We start from the raw sequence: 14,850 nt of genomic DNA on the forward strand, positions 1-14,850 counted from the left end.
GGGACTCTCACCTGTCGCCGAGCTGGGGGGCCTCGACCGGGCAGCTGGGGTGGGGGGTCGAGGCGGCCAGGACGTTGCGCCTGATGGTGAGGAAGGTGGTCACGGCCGCGGCGGCCATCATCGCCGCGGCGACCAGCATCGTGGTGCGGAATCCGGCGGTGAAGACCGCGGGGGAGTGGAAGGCCTCACCGGTCAGCCCGGCCAGCGGCGGGATCGCGGCCACCGCCAGCAGCCCTCCGGTCCTGGCCACGGCGTTGTTGACGCCGCTGGCCACGCCCGCGTAGCGCTCGTCCGCGGTGGCCAGCACCGTGGCGGTGAGCGGCGCGACCGCCGCGGACAGGCCCAGGCCGAACAGGGAGACGGGCAGCAGCACTCCCGTCGCGTACGGCGTGCCCTCGCCGATCCGGGACATCAGCACCAGGGCGACGGCACAGACCAGGATGCCCGCAGACATCGGGATCCTCGGGCCGATCCGTTTGGCCAGCTCACCCGCCCCGGCCGACAGCAGCAGCATCAGCAGAGTGATCGGGATCATCGCCGACCCGGCGAGCACGGGGGAGAAGCCCGAGGAGACCTGCAACTGGACGACCAGGAGGAAGAACACCACACCCATCGCGGCGTACATGATCAGCGTGACCACGTTCACCGCGGTGAACTCCTTCGAGGAGAAGAGGCCGACCGGGACGAGCGCGGCGGGCGAGCGCCTGATCTCCAGCCAGACGAACACCACGCCGAGCACCGCGCCCGCGACCAGCGGGACCACCTGAAGGCCGATCAGCCCGTAGGTGATCCCGGCCAGGGAGAACGCGGCCAGCGCGGCGCCCGCGACGTCGAAGCGGCCGGTCGCCTCGGTGTCCCTGCTCTCCGGCACGTGCCGTACGGCGACCGCGATCACCAGCGCGGCCAGCGGCAGGTTGAGCAGGAACACCCAGCGCCACCCGGCCGTCTCGACCAGCCAGCCGCCCAGCAGCGGCCCGACGGCCGCGGCGACCCCGCCGAGCCCCGACCAGGCCCCGATGGCCCTGGGCCGGTCCTCACGGTCGAAGGAGGCCTGGATGATGGCCAGCGAGCCCGGGGTGAGCAACGCTCCGCCTGCCCCCTGCAGGGCGCGGGCGGCGATCAGCGTCTCGATGTTCGGCGCGAGACCGCACAGGGCGGAGGCGGCGGCGAACCAGACGACGCCGACCAGGAAGATCCTGCGCCTGCCGTACCGGTCACCGAGTGAGCCGCCCAGCAGGATCAGCCCCGCGAGGGTCAGCGTGTAGGCGTTGACCGTCCACTGCAGCCCCGCCATGTCGGCCTTGAGAGCGGAGCCGAGCGCGGGCAGCGCCACGTTGACGACCGTGCCGTCCAGCATGGCCATTCCCGAGCCGAGCACGGTGGTGAGCAGAACCCAGCGGCCCGTGGCCGAACCGAACCGGATATGGCCGTTGTCCATACCCTCCATGATGACCCACCGCCTGTTTTGTCAGGATTTATCTGACGGGGCATGAAATGTCGGCAAGCTCTGGTAGGAAATGGTCTGCCATATTTCGCCGGACGGGAGCCCCTGGAATGGACCACGCCGAGTTCAACGACGCCGTCACCGCGCTCCGGGAGGGCGTTTACGCCGGTCTGCCCATCGTGCAGGCGCCCGGGAGCGACGACGGGGACGTGCAGGGACTGCCCGCCCCGCAGGCGGCGGCCTGGCGGATAGGCCTTGACTGGGACGAGGGCGACCTCGAACTCGACTTCCGGCACTTCGTCGACGTCGTCGACACGACCAGGGTCTCCGCGCTCATCGTCGGCAGCTGGGGGGAGTCCTACGAGGACGACTCCTCAAAGATCGTCGGTCTGCTGACGGAGCACGCGGACCGCTTCCCCGCCCTCCGTTCCCTGTTCCTCGGGGCCATGTCGTACGAGGAGTGCGAGATCTCCTGGATCCAGCAGAGTGACGTCACCCCGCTGCTGGCGGCCTTCCCGCTACTGGAGCGCCTGGAGGTGCGCGGCGGCGAGGGGCTGCTGTTCCCGCCGGTCAGGCACGAGAACCTCAGGGTGCTCAGGTTCGAGAGCGGAGGGCTTCCCGCGTCCGTGGTCCGCGGGGTCGGGGACAGTGACCTGCCCGCGCTCGAATACCTGGAGCTCTGGCTCGGCGTGAGCAACTACGGCGGCGACGCGACCGTGGCGGACCTCGGGGCGATCCTGGGCGGCGAGCGGCTGCCCGCCCTGCGCCACCTGGGCCTGCAGGACAGCGAGATCCAGGACGAGATCGCGGCGGCGGTGGCCTCCGCGCCGATCGTGGCCCGCCTGGAGACGCTGTCCCTGTCGATGGGCTCCCTCGGCGACGACGGGGCGGAGGCGCTGCTGTCCGGCCAGCCGCTGACCCACCTGAGGCGCCTGGACCTGCACCACCATCACCTCACCGACCCCATGGTCGCCAAGGTCGGGGCCGCCCTGGCGGGCGTCGAGGTCGACCTCTCGGGTCAGCTGATGCCGGACGAGACATGGCGCTACGTGGCGGTCACCGAGTGACCCCGCTGTCCAGATGGACATGAAGTGTCGGCGATCTCTGGTAGGAAGTGGTCTGCCGTATTTCGCCTGACAGGAGCTCTGCAATGGACTACGCCGACGACTCGCTCGGGAACGGCGCCTACGCCGGTCTGCCCATCGTGCACGTGCCCGAGGGCGAGGAGCCACGGGAGCTGCCCGCCCCGGAGGCGGCGGCCTGGCGGATCGGGGTGGACCGGAACGGAGGCGGCAAGAGTTTCGAGGAACTCTTCCTGAGCTTCGTCGGCACGGTCGACACGACGAAGGTCACCACGCTCATCATCGGCGACTGGGGGAACGCCTACGAGAGAGACTCCAGTGAGGTGGTGCGGCTGCTGACCGAGCACGCCGAGCGCCTGCCCGCCCTGCGCACGCTGTACCTCGGCGAGATCTCCCGGGAGGAGGCCGAGATCTCCTGGATCCAGCAGAGCGACGTCACCCCGCTGCTGACGGCCTTCCCGCTGCTGGAGCGGCTGGAGGTGCGCGGCGGCTCCGGGCTGGAGCTGAGCCCGGTCAGGCACGAGCACCTCAGGGACCTCACCGTCGAGTCGGGCGGCCTGCCCGCGAGAGTGGTCCGCGGGGTCGCCGAGAGCACCTTCCCCGCCCTGGAGCACCTGGAGCTCTGGCTCGGCGTGGACGAGTACGGCGGGGACGCGACCCTGGCCGACATGGCGGGCATCCTGAGCGGCGAACGCCTGCCCGCCCTGCGCCACCTGGGCCTGCAGAACAGTGAGATCCAGGACGAGATCGCGGCGGCGGTGGCCTCCGCGCCGGTCGTGGCCCGCCTTGAGTCGCTGGCACTGTCGATGGGCTCCCTCGGGGACGAGGGCGCCGAGGCGTTGCTGTCCGGCCAGCCGCTGACCCACCTGAAGCACCTCGACCTGTGCCACCACTACCTCACCGACCCCATGGTCGCCAGGGTCGAGGAGGCCTTCGCGGGCTCCGGCGTCGAGGTCGACCTGTCGGAGCAGGAGGAGCCCGAGGACGAGTGGCGCTACGTGGCGGTCTCCGAGTGACCTCGCTGACGGTCGTCGGCACTCCGGGGGAGCGCCGGGTCACCCTGTTCGCGCGCGCCTGCGCCGCCCACGGCCTGCCCGAGCCCCGGATCATGCCGTGGACCCAGGTGCTCGGGAGCGACCACGCGATCCGGTTCGAACCGGGCACGCTCGTGCGGATCGAGTCCCCCGGCGAGGACGCCGCCGCCGACGCGCTGCTGCGCGGCCCCGGGGAGCCGTCCAGGGTGGGCGGCGGGGCCGCCTGGTACGCCGCCCTCACCGCCGGGATCGAACGTGTCCGCCAGGCCGTGGCGGACGCCCCGGGCGCCGGGTTGCTCGCCGACCCCGGTGAGATCGCGGTGATGTTCGACAAGCGGCTCTGCCACGCGAGGCTGTCGGCGGCCGGGGTTCCCGTACCGCCCGCGCTGGCGGGACCCGTCGGCGGCTACGCCGAACTGCGCGAACGGATGACCGAGGCCGGATGGAACCGGGTGTTCGTCAAACCCGCCCACGGCTCCTCGGCCTCCGGCGTCGTCGCCCTGCAGACCGCCCCGGGGCGGATCAGGGCGGTCACGTCGGCCGAACTGGCCGGTGGCTCGCTGTACAACTCGCTGCGGGTGCGCTCCTACGACGACGAGCGTGACGTGGCGGCGATCCTCGGCCTGCTGGCCCCGGACGGCCTGCACGTCGAGAGGTGGTTCCCCAAGGCAACGCTCGGCGGAAGGGCGATCGACCTGCGGGTGGTCACGGTCGACGGCACGCCGACCCACGCGGTGGTGCGCGCCAGCCGTACGCCCATGACGAACCTGCACCTCGGCGGGGAGCGCGGTGATCTCGGCGCGGTGCGGGCCGGGCTGGGGCCCGAGGGCTGGTCGCGGCTCGTCGACGTCTGCGCGCGGGCGGCGGCGTGCTTCCCCGGCAGCCTGTCCACCGGGGTGGACGTCATGGTCGGCACCGGCTGGAGCGACGTCGCGGTGGCCGAGGTCAACGCCTTCGGCGACCTGCTGCCCGGGCTCACCGGCCTGCCCGGCACCGGAGCAGAGGGGCTGGACACCTACCGGGCCCAGGTCGCGGCCATCCTGCGCCGTCACGTCCCCGCGGGGGTCGGCGCCGGTGCGTGACATGAACGAGATCGTGGGCGGCCACGACCTGCTGCTGGTGACGCTCGACACGCTCAGATACGACGTGGCGCGGCAGGCTCTGGCAGCGGGACGGCTGCCGAACCTGGCGCGGGCCCTGCCCGGCGGCAGGTGGGAACGGCGTCACAGTCCGGGAAGCTTCACCTACGCCGCGCACGCCGCGATCCTCGCCGGGTTCCTGCCGACCCCGGCGGCTCCCGGACCGCATCCCCGGCTGTTCGCCGCGACGTTCCCCGGCAGTGAGACGACGGCGACGGGCACCTGGACGTTCGACGCCCCCGACCTGCCCACCGGGCTGGCCGCGGCGGGTTACCACACGATCTGTGTCGGAGGAGTCGGCTTCTTCAACAAGCTGACCCCGCTCGGCTCCACGCTGCCCGGCCTGTTCGCCGAGAGCCACTGGGAGCCGGAGTTCGGGGTGACCTCGCCGACCTCGTTCGAGGCGCAGATCGCGTGCGCGGAGCGGGCGGTCGCCCGGGTGGACGGGCCGGTGTTCCTGTTCGTCAACGTCTCCGCGCTGCACCAGCCGAACTGGTACCACCTGCCCGGAGCCACCCGCGAGCACGGCGACGACCCACGCAGTCACGCCGCCGCGCTTGAGTACGTCGACCGGCACATCGGCGGGCTCTTCGCGCTGATGAGCGCCAGGCGCCCGGCCTTCGCGATCGTCTGCTCCGACCACGGCACCGCCTACGGGGAGGACGGTCACATCGGGCACAGGATCGGCCACGAGGTCGTCTGGACCGTGCCCTACGGGGAGTTCGTCCTGGAGAGGGGACAGTGGTGACGGCCGGACAGCCGGGCCTTGAGGCGGGCCCCTACCAGGGATACGTCTACGCCTATCCGCACAAGACGGCCTACCGGCCGCTGGACCCCCGGCCCACGCTGCGCCAGGTGTGGGCGCGGGAACCGACGGGGAGCCTCTTCCTCTACCTGCACATCCCGTTCTGTGAGATGCGCTGCGGGTTCTGCAACCTGTTCACCAGGACCGGCGCCCCCGAGGAACTCGTCACCGCCTACCTCGACGCGCTGGAACGCCAGGCACGGGCCGTACGGGACGCCCTGGACGGGCCGGAGTTCGTGCTCGCGGCCGTCGGGGGCGGCACGCCGACCTACCTGAGCGCGGCCGAGCTGACCCGGCTGTTCGACCTCACCGAGCGGATCACGGGCGCCGACCTGCGAGCCGTGCCGCTTTCCGTGGAGACCTCGCCCGCGACGGCCACGGCCGACCGGCTCGCCGTCCTGGCCGAGCGGGGCACCACCCGGATCTCCATCGGGGTGCAGAGCTTCCTCGACGCCGAGGCCCGCGCGGCGGTCAGGCCGCAGCGGCGGGCGGAGGTCGAGGCGGCGCTCGGCCGGATCAGGGACACCGGCTTCAAGGCGCTCAACATCGACCTGATCTACGGGATCGACGGGCAGACCGAGGAGACCTGGCGCCACTCGCTGGACGCGGCGCTGGCCTGGCGGCCCGAGGAGATCTACCTGTATCCGCTGTACGTCCGCCCGCTGACCGGCCTCGGCCGCCGCGCGCGCGACTGGGACGACCACCGGCTCGGCCTCTACCGTCAGGGCCGCGACCACCTGCTCGCCGCCGGGTACGAACAGGTGTCGATGCGGATGTTCCAGCTGCCCGGCTCCGGCGGCCTGACCGAGTACAGCTGCCAGAGCGACGGCATGGTCGGCCTCGGCTGCGGGGCCCGTTCCTACACCGAGGGCCTGCACTACTCCCACGAGTACGCGGTGGCCGCCCGGCAGGTACGCGGGATCATCGACGACTACGTACGGCTGCCCGCGGAGGAGTTCGCCTTCGCCAACGTCGGCTTCCACCTGGACGAGGCGGAACGGCGCCGCCGTCACCTCCTGCAGTCGCTGCCGCGGACGGAGGGGCTGGACCTGGACGGCTACCGGGGGCGCTTCGGCACCGAGGCGACGGCGGACTTCTCCGGCGAGCTGGAGGTCCTGGCGGGCAGGGGCTGGCTCGGCGATCCCGAAGGGCGCCGGCTGCGGCTGACCCCGGAGGGACTGGCACACTCCGACGCGATCGGCCCGTGGCTGTTCTCCGCGCCGGTGCGTGCGCTGATGTCCGAATACGAGCAGCGATGACGATTTTTCATGAAAAATCCGCTTATGGCGGGGTCGTCCAGGCCGGGGACCCCGAACAGGACCCTGGACGGGAAAGAGACGAGCCCGTGGGCACAGGAGGCGCCGGACGCGTCCTTCCCGGCGGGAAGGGAGACGACCCCGTGGACACGAGCGTGAACCCCCCGGGCGGTGAGCACGAGCCGGGCCACCTGACGATCCTGTACCGGGGGCCGCTGTCCAGCTGCGACTACGACTGCCCCTACTGCCCCTTCGCCAAGCGCCGCGACAGCCCGGAACGGCTACGGCAGGACCGGGCGGCGCTCGAACGGTTCACGGCCTGGACGGCGGAGTGCGGCCACCCCGTCTCGGTGCTGTTCACCCCCTGGGGGGAGGGGCTGGTCCGCTCGTGGTACCGCCGGGCGATGGTCGAGCTGAGCCGGCTCCCGCACGTCCGCAGGGTCGCCATCCAGACCAACCTCAGCTCCCGCACCGGCTGGCTCGCCGAGGCCGACCTGGACACGCTCGCCCTGTGGGCGACCTACCACCCCGACCAGGTCACCCACGAGCGCTTCCTCGGCAGGTGCCGCGAACTGCACGGACTCGGTGTCCGTTTCAGCGTCGGCGTCGTCGGCCTGCCCGAGCACCTGGAGGCGGCCCGGCGCCTGCGCGCCGACCTGCCCCCCGAGGCGTATCTGTGGGTGAACGCCGCCGAGGGACACCTCTACACCGACGAGGAGGCGGCCGGGTGGGCGGCGCTCGACCCGCTGTTCCACCACAGCAGGACCCCGCACCGCAGCGCCGGGCTGCCGTGCCGTACCGGGGAGAGCGTGATCTCCGTGGCGGGCGACGGCACCGTACGGCGCTGCCACTTCGTGCCCGAGGTCCTGGGCAACCTCTACGACGGCTCCTTCCGCGCGGCCCTGCGCCCCCGGGGCTGCCCGCTGGCGATGTGCGACTGCCACATCGGCTACGTCCACCTGGAGCCGACGGGACTCTACGACGTGTTCGCCGGGGGAGTCCTCGAACGCATCCCTCATGTCTCCTTGAGCGGCCGGTAGTCCCCCTCCGTCTGGCCGAACGTCCACGCGACCCCCTCGCGGGCGGTGCGGGTCCACGGCGGGACCCGCAGCCAGTAGGTGCGGAACGTGCCGTCGGGCTCGGCGGTCGAGTTGACCACCTCGACCATCGCCACCGCCTCGTCGTCGGGCAGGTCGATGCGCCACAGGACGCCGGTCTCGTCGCGGTGCGTCGGCGTCGCCCCCGACTCGGCGAGGTAGCGGTCGTAGCCGAAGTGCTCCAGCATCACCCGGCGCAACTCGGCGTTCTCCTCGGCGCGGATGCGCGCGGGGGTCAGGCCCGTCATGGAGGCGCCGAAGTCGGCGGGCACCGGCATGCCGTGCCAGGCGTGCAGGGCGAAGCCGTCGGGGAAGGAGAGCGCGGGCCCCTCCGCGCGGTGCGGACGGCCCGCGTCGTCGCGGTGCAGCTCGGCGGGGCGCTCACAGAGCAGCGCCACCCGCTCGAAGGGCCACCACCAGCCCGCGGACTCGGCGACCCGGACCAGGCCCTCGACCTCCGGCGCGCCCAGCGCGTCGAACAGCGACAGCCAGGGCGCGTCGTGCTGGCCGAGCACGGCGTCCAGCGTCGAGGCGCGCAGCAGCGCCCCGGCCTCCTCCGAGCCCGCGGACGCGGCGATGCCGCCGCGGATGCGGGTGACCAGGCGGTTCACCTCGTCCCACAACGCGCCCCCGGTCAGCGACCAGGCCAGCGGCCAGCCCTCGGCGCCGAGCCGGGCCAGGGCGTCGGCCCTGGCCCGCTCCCACGGCCGGGTACGGACCTGGTCGCGGACGCACCGGCCCGCGTCGAACTCCGCGGCCCTCTCTCCGGGATCGCCGCCGGGGCCGTCCTGCTCGCCGCCGCCCCTGTTGGCGGCGAGCTTCGCGGCGATCACGGCGCCCTCGGCGGGCGAGGCCGCCCAGATGATCCGCTCGGGCTCGGCCAGGCCGCCGAGCCGGTAGGCGAGCCGTACCCCCTCCTCGGCGCGGGCGCGGTCGGCGGGGCCCGTCCTGAGGGCCACCTCCTCCCAGCGGAGCGCGGCCACGCTCAACGTGTCGGAGAGTTCACTGGTCACGGTCATGTTCGGGTGCTCCTGGGACGTGCGGGGAATCGTTCAGTCGGCGACGACGCGGAAGGCGCCGGGGACGTACTCGCGCTGGCGCAGCACGCGGTACCACCCCTTGGGCAGGGAGATCGCGGCATGCTCCTCGTGAACCACCCGCCCGCCGGAGGGGAGGTTGAGGAAGGAGGGGTCGGCCGGACGCGCCCCGCGGACCAGGGTGCCCTGGCCGACCACGGCGTGGGCGTGCCCGGTGGCCTCGCCGAGGGCCAGCACCAGGCGGCCCCGCGCGTCACGCGGCACGGACGGCGAGGTGACGACGGAGGCGGGAACGGCCTCCTCCTCGACGGGCACGATCAGGATGTCTCCCTGGCGGTACATCTCACAACTCCTCGGATCGGGATGATCGAAAGTTAGCGGCCGCCACCGACAATCCCGGGCGGGATCATCGCCGCAGCCGGTGAGGGCACGCAGAACCGGCCGCCAAGGCGGATCGTGATTCGTCCCTCTAGCGTGTAATCCACGCCCTCCTCCTGGGACTACTGACCGTGGACCATCCCCAACAACGCTTCACCGAGCTCTACGACCGGCACTACCGGAACGTCCTCGGCTACGCGCTGCTGCGCGCCGACAGGCAGGCAGCGGAGGACGTGGTGAGCGAGACCTTTCTGATCACGTGGCGACGGCTGCGCGAGGTCCCCGACCCGGCGCTGCCGTGGCTGCTCGGCGTGGCCCGCAACCTCCTGCGCAAGCAGCAGGACTCCGGGCTGCGCGGGCGGGCCCTCGCCGCGCGGCTGGCGGATCTCGCCCCCGCGCCCGAGGACGACGTCGCCGAACGTGTCGCCCGGCGGGAGGCCGCCCTCGCGGCCCTCGCCGAACTCGGCGAAAACGACGTCGAGGCCCTGGTTCTGGCGAGTTGGTACGGGCTGACCCCCGCCGAGGCCGCCCGCGTCGCGGGCTGCACCGCCAGGACCTTCAACGTCCGCCTGCACCGCGCTCGCCGCCGCCTGGCGGAGGCGCTCGACCATGACGCACTCACCCTGGAGGAACGACGATGACCCCCGACGACTTCATGCTCGGCCTGCGGCCCGACGCCGTGACCGAGGAGAGCCACCGGCTCAGGCGCGAGCGCGACCTGTCGGCCGCCTTCGCCTCCTCCGGGCGGCCACGCTCGTTGCCGCCCGCGCGGCTGCTCAAGATCGCGCTCGGGCTCGCGGCGGCGGCCGCGGTCGGCGTGCCGTACGTGATCGGCAGCGCCCCCGCCGCGGCGCCCCCGACGGCGGCGAGGAACGTCGTCCCGACCGGGCACGGCACGGTCGCCGCCCCCGTCGAGACGGTGGACGCGCGCTCGTTCCTGCTCGCCGGCGCCGAGACCGTGGCCCGAACCCCGGAGCGCAAGGCCCGCTACTGGTTCTCCAGCACCCGCACCTTCGACCCGGTCAAGGGGGGAGGCGTCCTCGCGGTCACCGCCGAGGCCTGGAGCGCCCCGACCGGCGGCCGTCTCGTGACCGGCAAGGACGCCGCCTACGTCCCGGCCCGCCCCGGCGCGCCGCTCCCCGAGGAGAAGTCCGTCGACCACGGGCCCATGGTCCTCAAGACCGCGATCGGCGGCACGCTCGTCTCCGACGAGGACGTGGCCGATCTGCCCGGCGAGGAGAAGGCGCTCGACGCGTGGCTGCGCGAGGCCTACCGCGGCGCGGGCAAGGGCCTGCCCGCCGAGGCGGCGAAGGAGGAGCGGGCGCGGTCCTATCCCGCCTTCGTGCTCGGCGCGGCCCGCTACCTGCTCGACTCCCCGGCGACCCCCGCGACCCGCGCCGCGGTCCTGCGGGTTCTCGCGGCCCAGCCGGGCCTGGCCATGAAGGAGGGCGTCACCGACCCGGCCGGGCGGACCGGCGTGGAGATCGGGCTGACGGGCGGCGACACCCGGCTCGTCATCGACCGGACCGGGGCCAGGCTGCTGTCCTTCGCCTACACCGGGCCGGACAGGGCGGAGAGGCGTGTGGGCGCCTCGGTGCGCTCGGCCGAGGTGAGCGGACGCGAGGTCGCGGTCCTCTCCTCCGGCTGGGTGGACTCCCTGGGCGCCCGTCCCTAGTCCGATCGGAGGCCCCGTCTCCCGGCGCGGGGGCCGTCGCCGGTCGTGGTCCTGACGGCCGGGCTCGGTCGCCGCGTCAGGGCGTGAGGGCGTCCAGCGCGCGCAGGACGAAGTCGCAGACGACGGCCTCGGCGTCCTCGGCCGTGGTCTCCCCGCTGAGCAGCGGCACCCGCTCCGAGCCGATGACGGCGAGGATGAAGCGGGCGGCGGAGGCCACGTCCGAGGTGCGGAAGGCCCCCGAGGCGACCCCGCCCTCGATGATGCCGGTCAGGATGCGCTGCATCGGCTCGACGTGGTCGGCCAGGCGCTGGTAGGCGTCGGGGCCGAGCGCGGCCGACAGGTCGGCGGGGCCGGGGTGGGGGTGGGCGAGCAGCCCGGCCAGCTGCAGGCGGACGAACACCCGCAGGCGTTCCGCGGGGGAGGCGTCCGGCGGCAGCTCCCGCTCGTAGCCGTCGATGAAGTAGCCCGTCACCCGCTCGGTGAAGGCCAGCAGCAGGGTCGCCTTGTCGGGGAAGTAGTTGTACAGGACGGTGCGGGTGATTCCCGCCTCACCCGCCACTTCCGTCATCGAGATGGCGTCGATGCCCTGGTTCCTGGACAGACGGGAGACCGCCTGCAGAATCCGGTCCCGCGTCTGGGCGCGGTGCTCGCCGATCGTCGCGGCCGAAATGCGAGGCATGCCCCCATCGTCGCACAGGCCGGGGCGGTTCTCAGGCGGGTTGCCCGGCCGGGACCAGCCTGCCGAGGTCGGCCAGCACCTCGGTGTTGAGCCGGTAGGCGAGCCTGGTCTCCTCGATGATCAGCGCCTTCTCCGCCTCGTCGGCCGGAAGCGCGTCGAGCCGGGCGCGGTAGTCGTTCTTGAACCGGGGCAGGCTGCCGATCCCGTCGAAGCGGTAGAAGTCGACGCCGCCGTCCGTCTGGTAGCCGTAGATCTTCTGCAGCTCCATCCGGATGAACTGGCCGCCGGACAGGTCGCCCATGTAGCGGGTGTAGTGGTGGGCGACGTAGCCGCCCGGCCAGGAGGCGGTCCGCTCGATCCTGGCCACCAGCTCCTCGGTCGGCTCCGAGGGCTCGATCCTGGACCTCCAGCCGGAGCCGTAGATCGTCTCCAGGTCACGGACCAGCGCCTCCTCCCGGTAGAGCTCGGGAAAGACGAAGGGACCCGCGACCGGGTCGCCGGCGAGTGAGCGGGAGACGCCGTCGAGGGCGACGTAGGCGAAGTAGTGCTGGGCGACCATCTCGCCGTAGGCCTCCGCGCTGAGCCGTCCCGCCATGAGGGCCTTGAGGTAGCCCTCGCCCTCCGCGGACTCGTGGTCGCTCCAGGTGGCGTTCCTGAGCGCTTCGGAGAAAGACGGCTCACTCATGATCACTCCGCAATGAAGGGGTCTTATATGACACAGTGTCACAAAGCCCGCCGTTCCCCGTCAACCCGATGATGACACCATGTCATAAAAAATCACCTCTTATTGGGTCGGGCGGCCAGTGCCAGGCAGAGGGCGGCGAACACCGGGAGCCAGGCCGGGCGGAACAGCACCCAGGAGGGCCCGCCCACCGGACCGAGCAGCCCGGGAACCTCCCCAGGGCCGAGCCGCAGCGTGGCCAGGACCGCCACGGTCGGCACGGCCTGGTGCCACAGGAAGACCGCCATGGCGCCCAGGTTGACCGTCACGACCACCGCCCGGAGCCGGGGCCGCCGCCCGCCCACACCCGCACGCCGCCCAGTTCGGCGGCCGAGGACCGGTCGCCGTGCGGGGCCGGGACGAGCAGGTGGCCGAGGGCTGCGGCGACGGCGAGAACGGACGTGCGGTGTGGCATGCGGGCCTCCTGACCGGTTGGGAACCGGCAAGAGGCTAAAAATCATGGTTTGTCGCTTACATCGCCCTGGAGAGGTCCCCTCACGGGGTTCACTCGCCCGGCCTGACCAGACCCGTCTCGTAGGCGTACACGATCGCCTGGGCCCGGTCGCGCAGGTCCAGCTTGGCCAGGATGCGTCCCAGGTGCGTCTTGACCGTCTGCTCGGACAGCACGAGCTCGGCGGCGATCTCCTGGTTGGAACGGCCCTGGGCGACGAGGACGAGCACCTCGGTCTCGCGTTCGGTGATGCCGTCCGGCCTGATCCGGGGACGGCGCGGGCCGACCCGGGCGAACTCCGCGATCAGCCGTCTGGTCACCGAGGGGGCCAGCAGCGCCTCACCGGAGGCGACCACCCTGACCGCCTCGGCCAGCTGCCGCGCGGAGGCGTCCTTGAGCAGGAACCCGCTGGCCCCGGCGCGCAGCGCCTCGTAGACGTAGTCGTCGAGGTCGAAGGTGGTCAGGATCAGCACCTTCGGCGGGTCCGCCGCGGCCATGATCTCCCTGGTCGCGGCCAGGCCGTCCATGACCGGCATCCGTACGTCCATCAGCACCACGTCGGGACGCAGCCGCGTGGCCTCCGTCACGGCCTCACGGCCGTCGGCAGCCTCGCCGACGACCTCGATGTCCGGCTGTGAGCCGAGGAACACGGTGAAACCGGTCCTGACCATGCCCTGGTCGTCGGCGATGAGCACCCGGATCGTCATGTCTCCTCCACGACCGGCAGTATGGCGGTGATCGCGAATCCTGTCCCGACCGGTCCGGCCCACAGCCTCCCGCCGAGCATGGCGGCCCGCTCCCGCATCCCGACCAGGCCGTGCCCGGGACCCTCCGCGCGCTGCGCCGTACCGGGGGAGGGGCGTCCTGCGTCGTTGGTCACGTTGATGTTCAGCGCGCCGCCGGAACGGGAGATCCGCACCGAGACGTCCGAGCCGGGCGCGTGCCGCATGGCGTTGCTCAGCGCCTCCTGGGTGATCCGGTAGGCCGACAGGCTCACCGCCTCGGGCAGCCCGGTCAGGTCGCCGCTGAGGGAGAGCGCCACGGTGAGACCGGCCGAGCGCGCGTTGCCGACCAGCTCGTCGAGGCGGCCGAGTCCTGGCTGAGGGGCGGTGTCCACCCGTCCCTCGGCGTCCCTGAGCACCCCGATCACCCGGCGCATCTCGGTCATGGCGGACAGCGAGAGCACACGGATCTCCTGCAGCCCCTCCTCAAGGCGCCCGACGTCCCCGGCCGCCTGGAGGGGTACGGCCTCGGCCTGGATGGCGATCACCGACATGTGGTGGGCGACGACGTCGTGCAGCTCCCTGGCGATCCTGGCCCGTTCCTCCAGCGCGGCCTGCGCGGCCAGGGCTCGCTCGCTGCGCTGCTCCTCCTCGGCCAGGCGCCTGGAGGCCAGCCGTCTGGTCCGGACGTTGTAGCCGAGGAGCGCGGTGACGGCCAGCAGGACCGCGGCGGGCAGCGCATCGTTGACGCCGGGGCCGTGGACGACCAGGACGAGCACCGAGACGGCCCACACGCCCAGGGTGGTCCTGCGCTCGCAGCGGACCGCGACGGAGTAGACGACGAGCAGGTGGAGCATCGCCTCGGGGGCCTGCACGGGTCGGCCGCCGTCCTCGAAGGAGGGCATGACGATCACGCTCGCCAGGGCGATCCGCCAGGCGGCCAGCGGCCAGCGCTCGCGCAGCAGCACCGGGACGCAGGAGGTGATGGCGGCCAGGTAGAGCCACCACTCGGGGTAGAGGGGGCGCAGGAGGGCCCGGTCTTCCGGGGAGCCCACCGTGCCCATGGTCATGTCGTTGGAGTGGACGAGCCGGGACAGGACGCCGCTGTAGACGATCCAGAAGGCCACCACGTTGGCCACCGTCACCAGGTCGACGGCGCGGAACGGCAGCAGCCGCAGGGCCTCGGGCAGCCGGAACCGCAGCCGGGGGGAGCGGGGAAAGGGCGGATCGGCCTGTCCCCTGACCAGCGCCAGGGCCGGCGGCCGCAGGAGCCGTTCCAGACCGGCGGGCAGATTCACCCGGCCAGCCTAGACAACGGGGGCGCGCACGG

Annotated in this window: 17 protein-coding genes; 8 read left to right on the top strand and 9 right to left on the bottom strand. The window is 72.6% G+C overall.

The window, feature by feature from the left end; genetic code table 11:
* Nucleotides 1–7: 7 nt before the first annotated feature.
* A complete protein-coding gene (locus ABT340_RS04460) occupies nt 8–1,438 on the bottom strand; it encodes an MFS transporter (protein WP_352009225.1) in 1,431 nt (476 codons plus the stop codon).
* A 116-nt stretch (nt 1,439–1,554) separates the two neighbouring features.
* Here ABT340_RS04460 and ABT340_RS04465 point away from each other — a divergent pair, with 116 nt between their 5' ends.
* The 6 genes from ABT340_RS04465 to ABT340_RS04490 all read left to right on the top strand — a co-directional run bounded on the left by ABT340_RS04465 (nt 1,555) and on the right by ABT340_RS04490 (nt 7,800).
* Nucleotides 1,555–2,511, top strand: coding sequence for an STM4015 family protein (locus ABT340_RS04465; protein WP_352009226.1), 957 nt, complete (start codon nt 1,555–1,557; stop codon nt 2,509–2,511).
* 83 nt (nt 2,512–2,594) lie between these two features.
* Nucleotides 2,595–3,542, top strand: coding sequence for an STM4015 family protein (locus ABT340_RS04470; RefSeq protein WP_352009227.1), 948 nt, complete (start codon nt 2,595–2,597; stop codon nt 3,540–3,542).
* Nucleotides 3,539–4,642 carry an STM4014 family protein gene (locus ABT340_RS04475; protein ID WP_352009228.1) on the top strand — a complete coding sequence of 368 codons (1,104 nt, stop codon included), beginning with the start codon at nt 3,539–3,541 and terminating at the stop codon, nt 4,640–4,642. The genes ABT340_RS04470 and ABT340_RS04475 overlap by 4 nt, the downstream gene beginning before the upstream one ends.
* A gap of 1 nt (nt 4,643) precedes the next feature.
* The gene (locus ABT340_RS04480; RefSeq protein ID WP_352009229.1) at nt 4,644–5,447 is read left to right on the top strand and encodes an STM4013/SEN3800 family hydrolase; all 804 of its coding nucleotides are present in this window, start codon (nt 4,644–4,646) and stop codon (nt 5,445–5,447) included.
* Nucleotides 5,444–6,763 carry an STM4012 family radical SAM protein gene (locus ABT340_RS04485; RefSeq protein WP_352009230.1) on the top strand — a complete coding sequence of 440 codons (1,320 nt, stop codon included), beginning with the start codon at nt 5,444–5,446 and terminating at the stop codon, nt 6,761–6,763. Before ABT340_RS04480 ends, ABT340_RS04485 begins: the two co-directional genes overlap by 4 nt.
* Nucleotides 6,764–6,903: 140 nt before the next feature.
* Complete coding sequence (locus ABT340_RS04490; RefSeq protein ID WP_352009231.1) at nt 6,904–7,800, top strand: STM4011 family radical SAM protein; 897 nt, start codon at nt 6,904–6,906, stop codon at nt 7,798–7,800.
* Here ABT340_RS04490 and ABT340_RS04495 read toward each other — a convergent pair.
* Both ABT340_RS04495 and ABT340_RS04500 read right to left on the bottom strand, forming a co-directional pair.
* Nucleotides 7,776–8,876 (bottom strand): DUF6745 domain-containing protein, encoded by a 1,101-nt coding sequence (locus tag ABT340_RS04495; protein WP_352009232.1) that lies wholly within the window; start codon nt 8,874–8,876, stop codon nt 7,776–7,778. The genes ABT340_RS04490 and ABT340_RS04495 overlap by 25 nt on opposite strands.
* Before the next feature lie 33 nt (nt 8,877–8,909).
* A complete protein-coding gene (locus ABT340_RS04500; RefSeq protein ID WP_352009233.1) occupies nt 8,910–9,236 on the bottom strand; it encodes a DUF8820 family protein in 327 nt (108 codons plus the stop codon).
* 167 nt (nt 9,237–9,403) lie between these two features.
* Here ABT340_RS04500 and ABT340_RS04505 point away from each other — a divergent pair, with 167 nt between their 5' ends.
* Nucleotides 9,404–9,913, top strand: coding sequence for an RNA polymerase sigma factor (locus ABT340_RS04505; protein WP_352009234.1), 510 nt, complete (start codon nt 9,404–9,406; stop codon nt 9,911–9,913).
* On the top strand, nt 9,910–10,947 hold the full coding sequence (locus tag ABT340_RS04510) for a hypothetical protein (RefSeq protein WP_352009235.1): 1,038 nt from the start codon (nt 9,910–9,912) through the stop codon (nt 10,945–10,947). The genes ABT340_RS04505 and ABT340_RS04510 overlap by 4 nt, the downstream gene beginning before the upstream one ends.
* Before the next feature lie 76 nt (nt 10,948–11,023).
* Here ABT340_RS04510 and ABT340_RS04515 read toward each other — a convergent pair whose 3' ends face one another.
* The 6 genes from ABT340_RS04515 to ABT340_RS04540 all read right to left on the bottom strand — a co-directional run bounded on the left by ABT340_RS04515 (nt 11,024) and on the right by ABT340_RS04540 (nt 14,818).
* Nucleotides 11,024–11,626, bottom strand: coding sequence for a TetR/AcrR family transcriptional regulator (locus tag ABT340_RS04515; RefSeq protein WP_352009236.1), 603 nt, complete (start codon nt 11,624–11,626; stop codon nt 11,024–11,026).
* A gap of 31 nt (nt 11,627–11,657) precedes the next feature.
* Nucleotides 11,658–12,311, bottom strand: coding sequence for a biliverdin-producing heme oxygenase (locus ABT340_RS04520; RefSeq protein WP_352009237.1), 654 nt, complete (start codon nt 12,309–12,311; stop codon nt 11,658–11,660).
* 92 nt (nt 12,312–12,403) lie between these two features.
* A complete protein-coding gene (locus ABT340_RS04525) occupies nt 12,404–12,616 on the bottom strand; it encodes a hypothetical protein (protein WP_352009238.1) in 213 nt (70 codons plus the stop codon).
* Nucleotides 12,613–12,762, bottom strand: a complete 150-nt coding sequence (locus tag ABT340_RS04530) for a hypothetical protein (protein WP_352009239.1) — start codon at nt 12,760–12,762, stop codon at nt 12,613–12,615. Before ABT340_RS04530 ends, ABT340_RS04525 begins: the two co-directional genes overlap by 4 nt.
* Nucleotides 12,763–12,851: 89 nt before the next feature.
* Entirely contained in the window at nt 12,852–13,505 is a 654-nt protein-coding gene (locus tag ABT340_RS04535; RefSeq protein ID WP_352009240.1) for a response regulator, read from the bottom strand.
* Entirely contained in the window at nt 13,502–14,818 is a 1,317-nt protein-coding gene (locus ABT340_RS04540; RefSeq protein ID WP_352009241.1) for a sensor histidine kinase, read from the bottom strand. The genes ABT340_RS04535 and ABT340_RS04540 overlap by 4 nt, the downstream gene beginning before the upstream one ends.
* Nucleotides 14,819–14,850 lie beyond the last annotated feature (32 nt).

Origin of the sequence: Streptosporangium sp. NPDC000239 (assembly GCF_040300765.1) — a bacterium.
In the GTDB taxonomy this organism is placed as follows: Bacteria; Actinomycetota; Actinomycetes; order Streptosporangiales; family Streptosporangiaceae; genus Streptosporangium.

Excerpts from the sequence above, each read along its gene's own strand:
- ABT340_RS04460 (WP_352009225.1), bottom strand. The coding sequence starts at position 1,438 with ATGGACAACGGCCATATCCGGTTCGGTTCGGCCACGGGCCGCTGGGTT.
- ABT340_RS04465 (WP_352009226.1), top strand. The coding sequence starts at position 1,555 with ATGGACCACGCCGAGTTCAACGACGCCGTCACCGCGCTCCGGGAGGGC.
- ABT340_RS04470 (WP_352009227.1), top strand. The coding sequence starts at position 2,595 with ATGGACTACGCCGACGACTCGCTCGGGAACGGCGCCTACGCCGGTCTG.
- ABT340_RS04480 (WP_352009229.1), top strand. The coding sequence starts at position 4,644 with ATGAACGAGATCGTGGGCGGCCACGACCTGCTGCTGGTGACGCTCGAC.
- ABT340_RS04495 (WP_352009232.1), bottom strand. The coding sequence starts at position 8,876 with ATGACCGTGACCAGTGAACTCTCCGACACGTTGAGCGTGGCCGCGCTC.
- ABT340_RS04500 (WP_352009233.1), bottom strand. The coding sequence starts at position 9,236 with ATGTACCGCCAGGGAGACATCCTGATCGTGCCCGTCGAGGAGGAGGCC.
- ABT340_RS04510 (WP_352009235.1), top strand. The coding sequence starts at position 9,910 with ATGACCCCCGACGACTTCATGCTCGGCCTGCGGCCCGACGCCGTGACC.
- ABT340_RS04515 (WP_352009236.1), bottom strand. The coding sequence starts at position 11,626 with ATGCCTCGCATTTCGGCCGCGACGATCGGCGAGCACCGCGCCCAGACG.
- ABT340_RS04520 (WP_352009237.1), bottom strand. The coding sequence starts at position 12,311 with ATGAGTGAGCCGTCTTTCTCCGAAGCGCTCAGGAACGCCACCTGGAGC.
- ABT340_RS04530 (WP_352009239.1), bottom strand. The coding sequence starts at position 12,762 with ATGCCACACCGCACGTCCGTTCTCGCCGTCGCCGCAGCCCTCGGCCAC.
- ABT340_RS04535 (WP_352009240.1), bottom strand. The coding sequence starts at position 13,505 with ATGACGATCCGGGTGCTCATCGCCGACGACCAGGGCATGGTCAGGACC.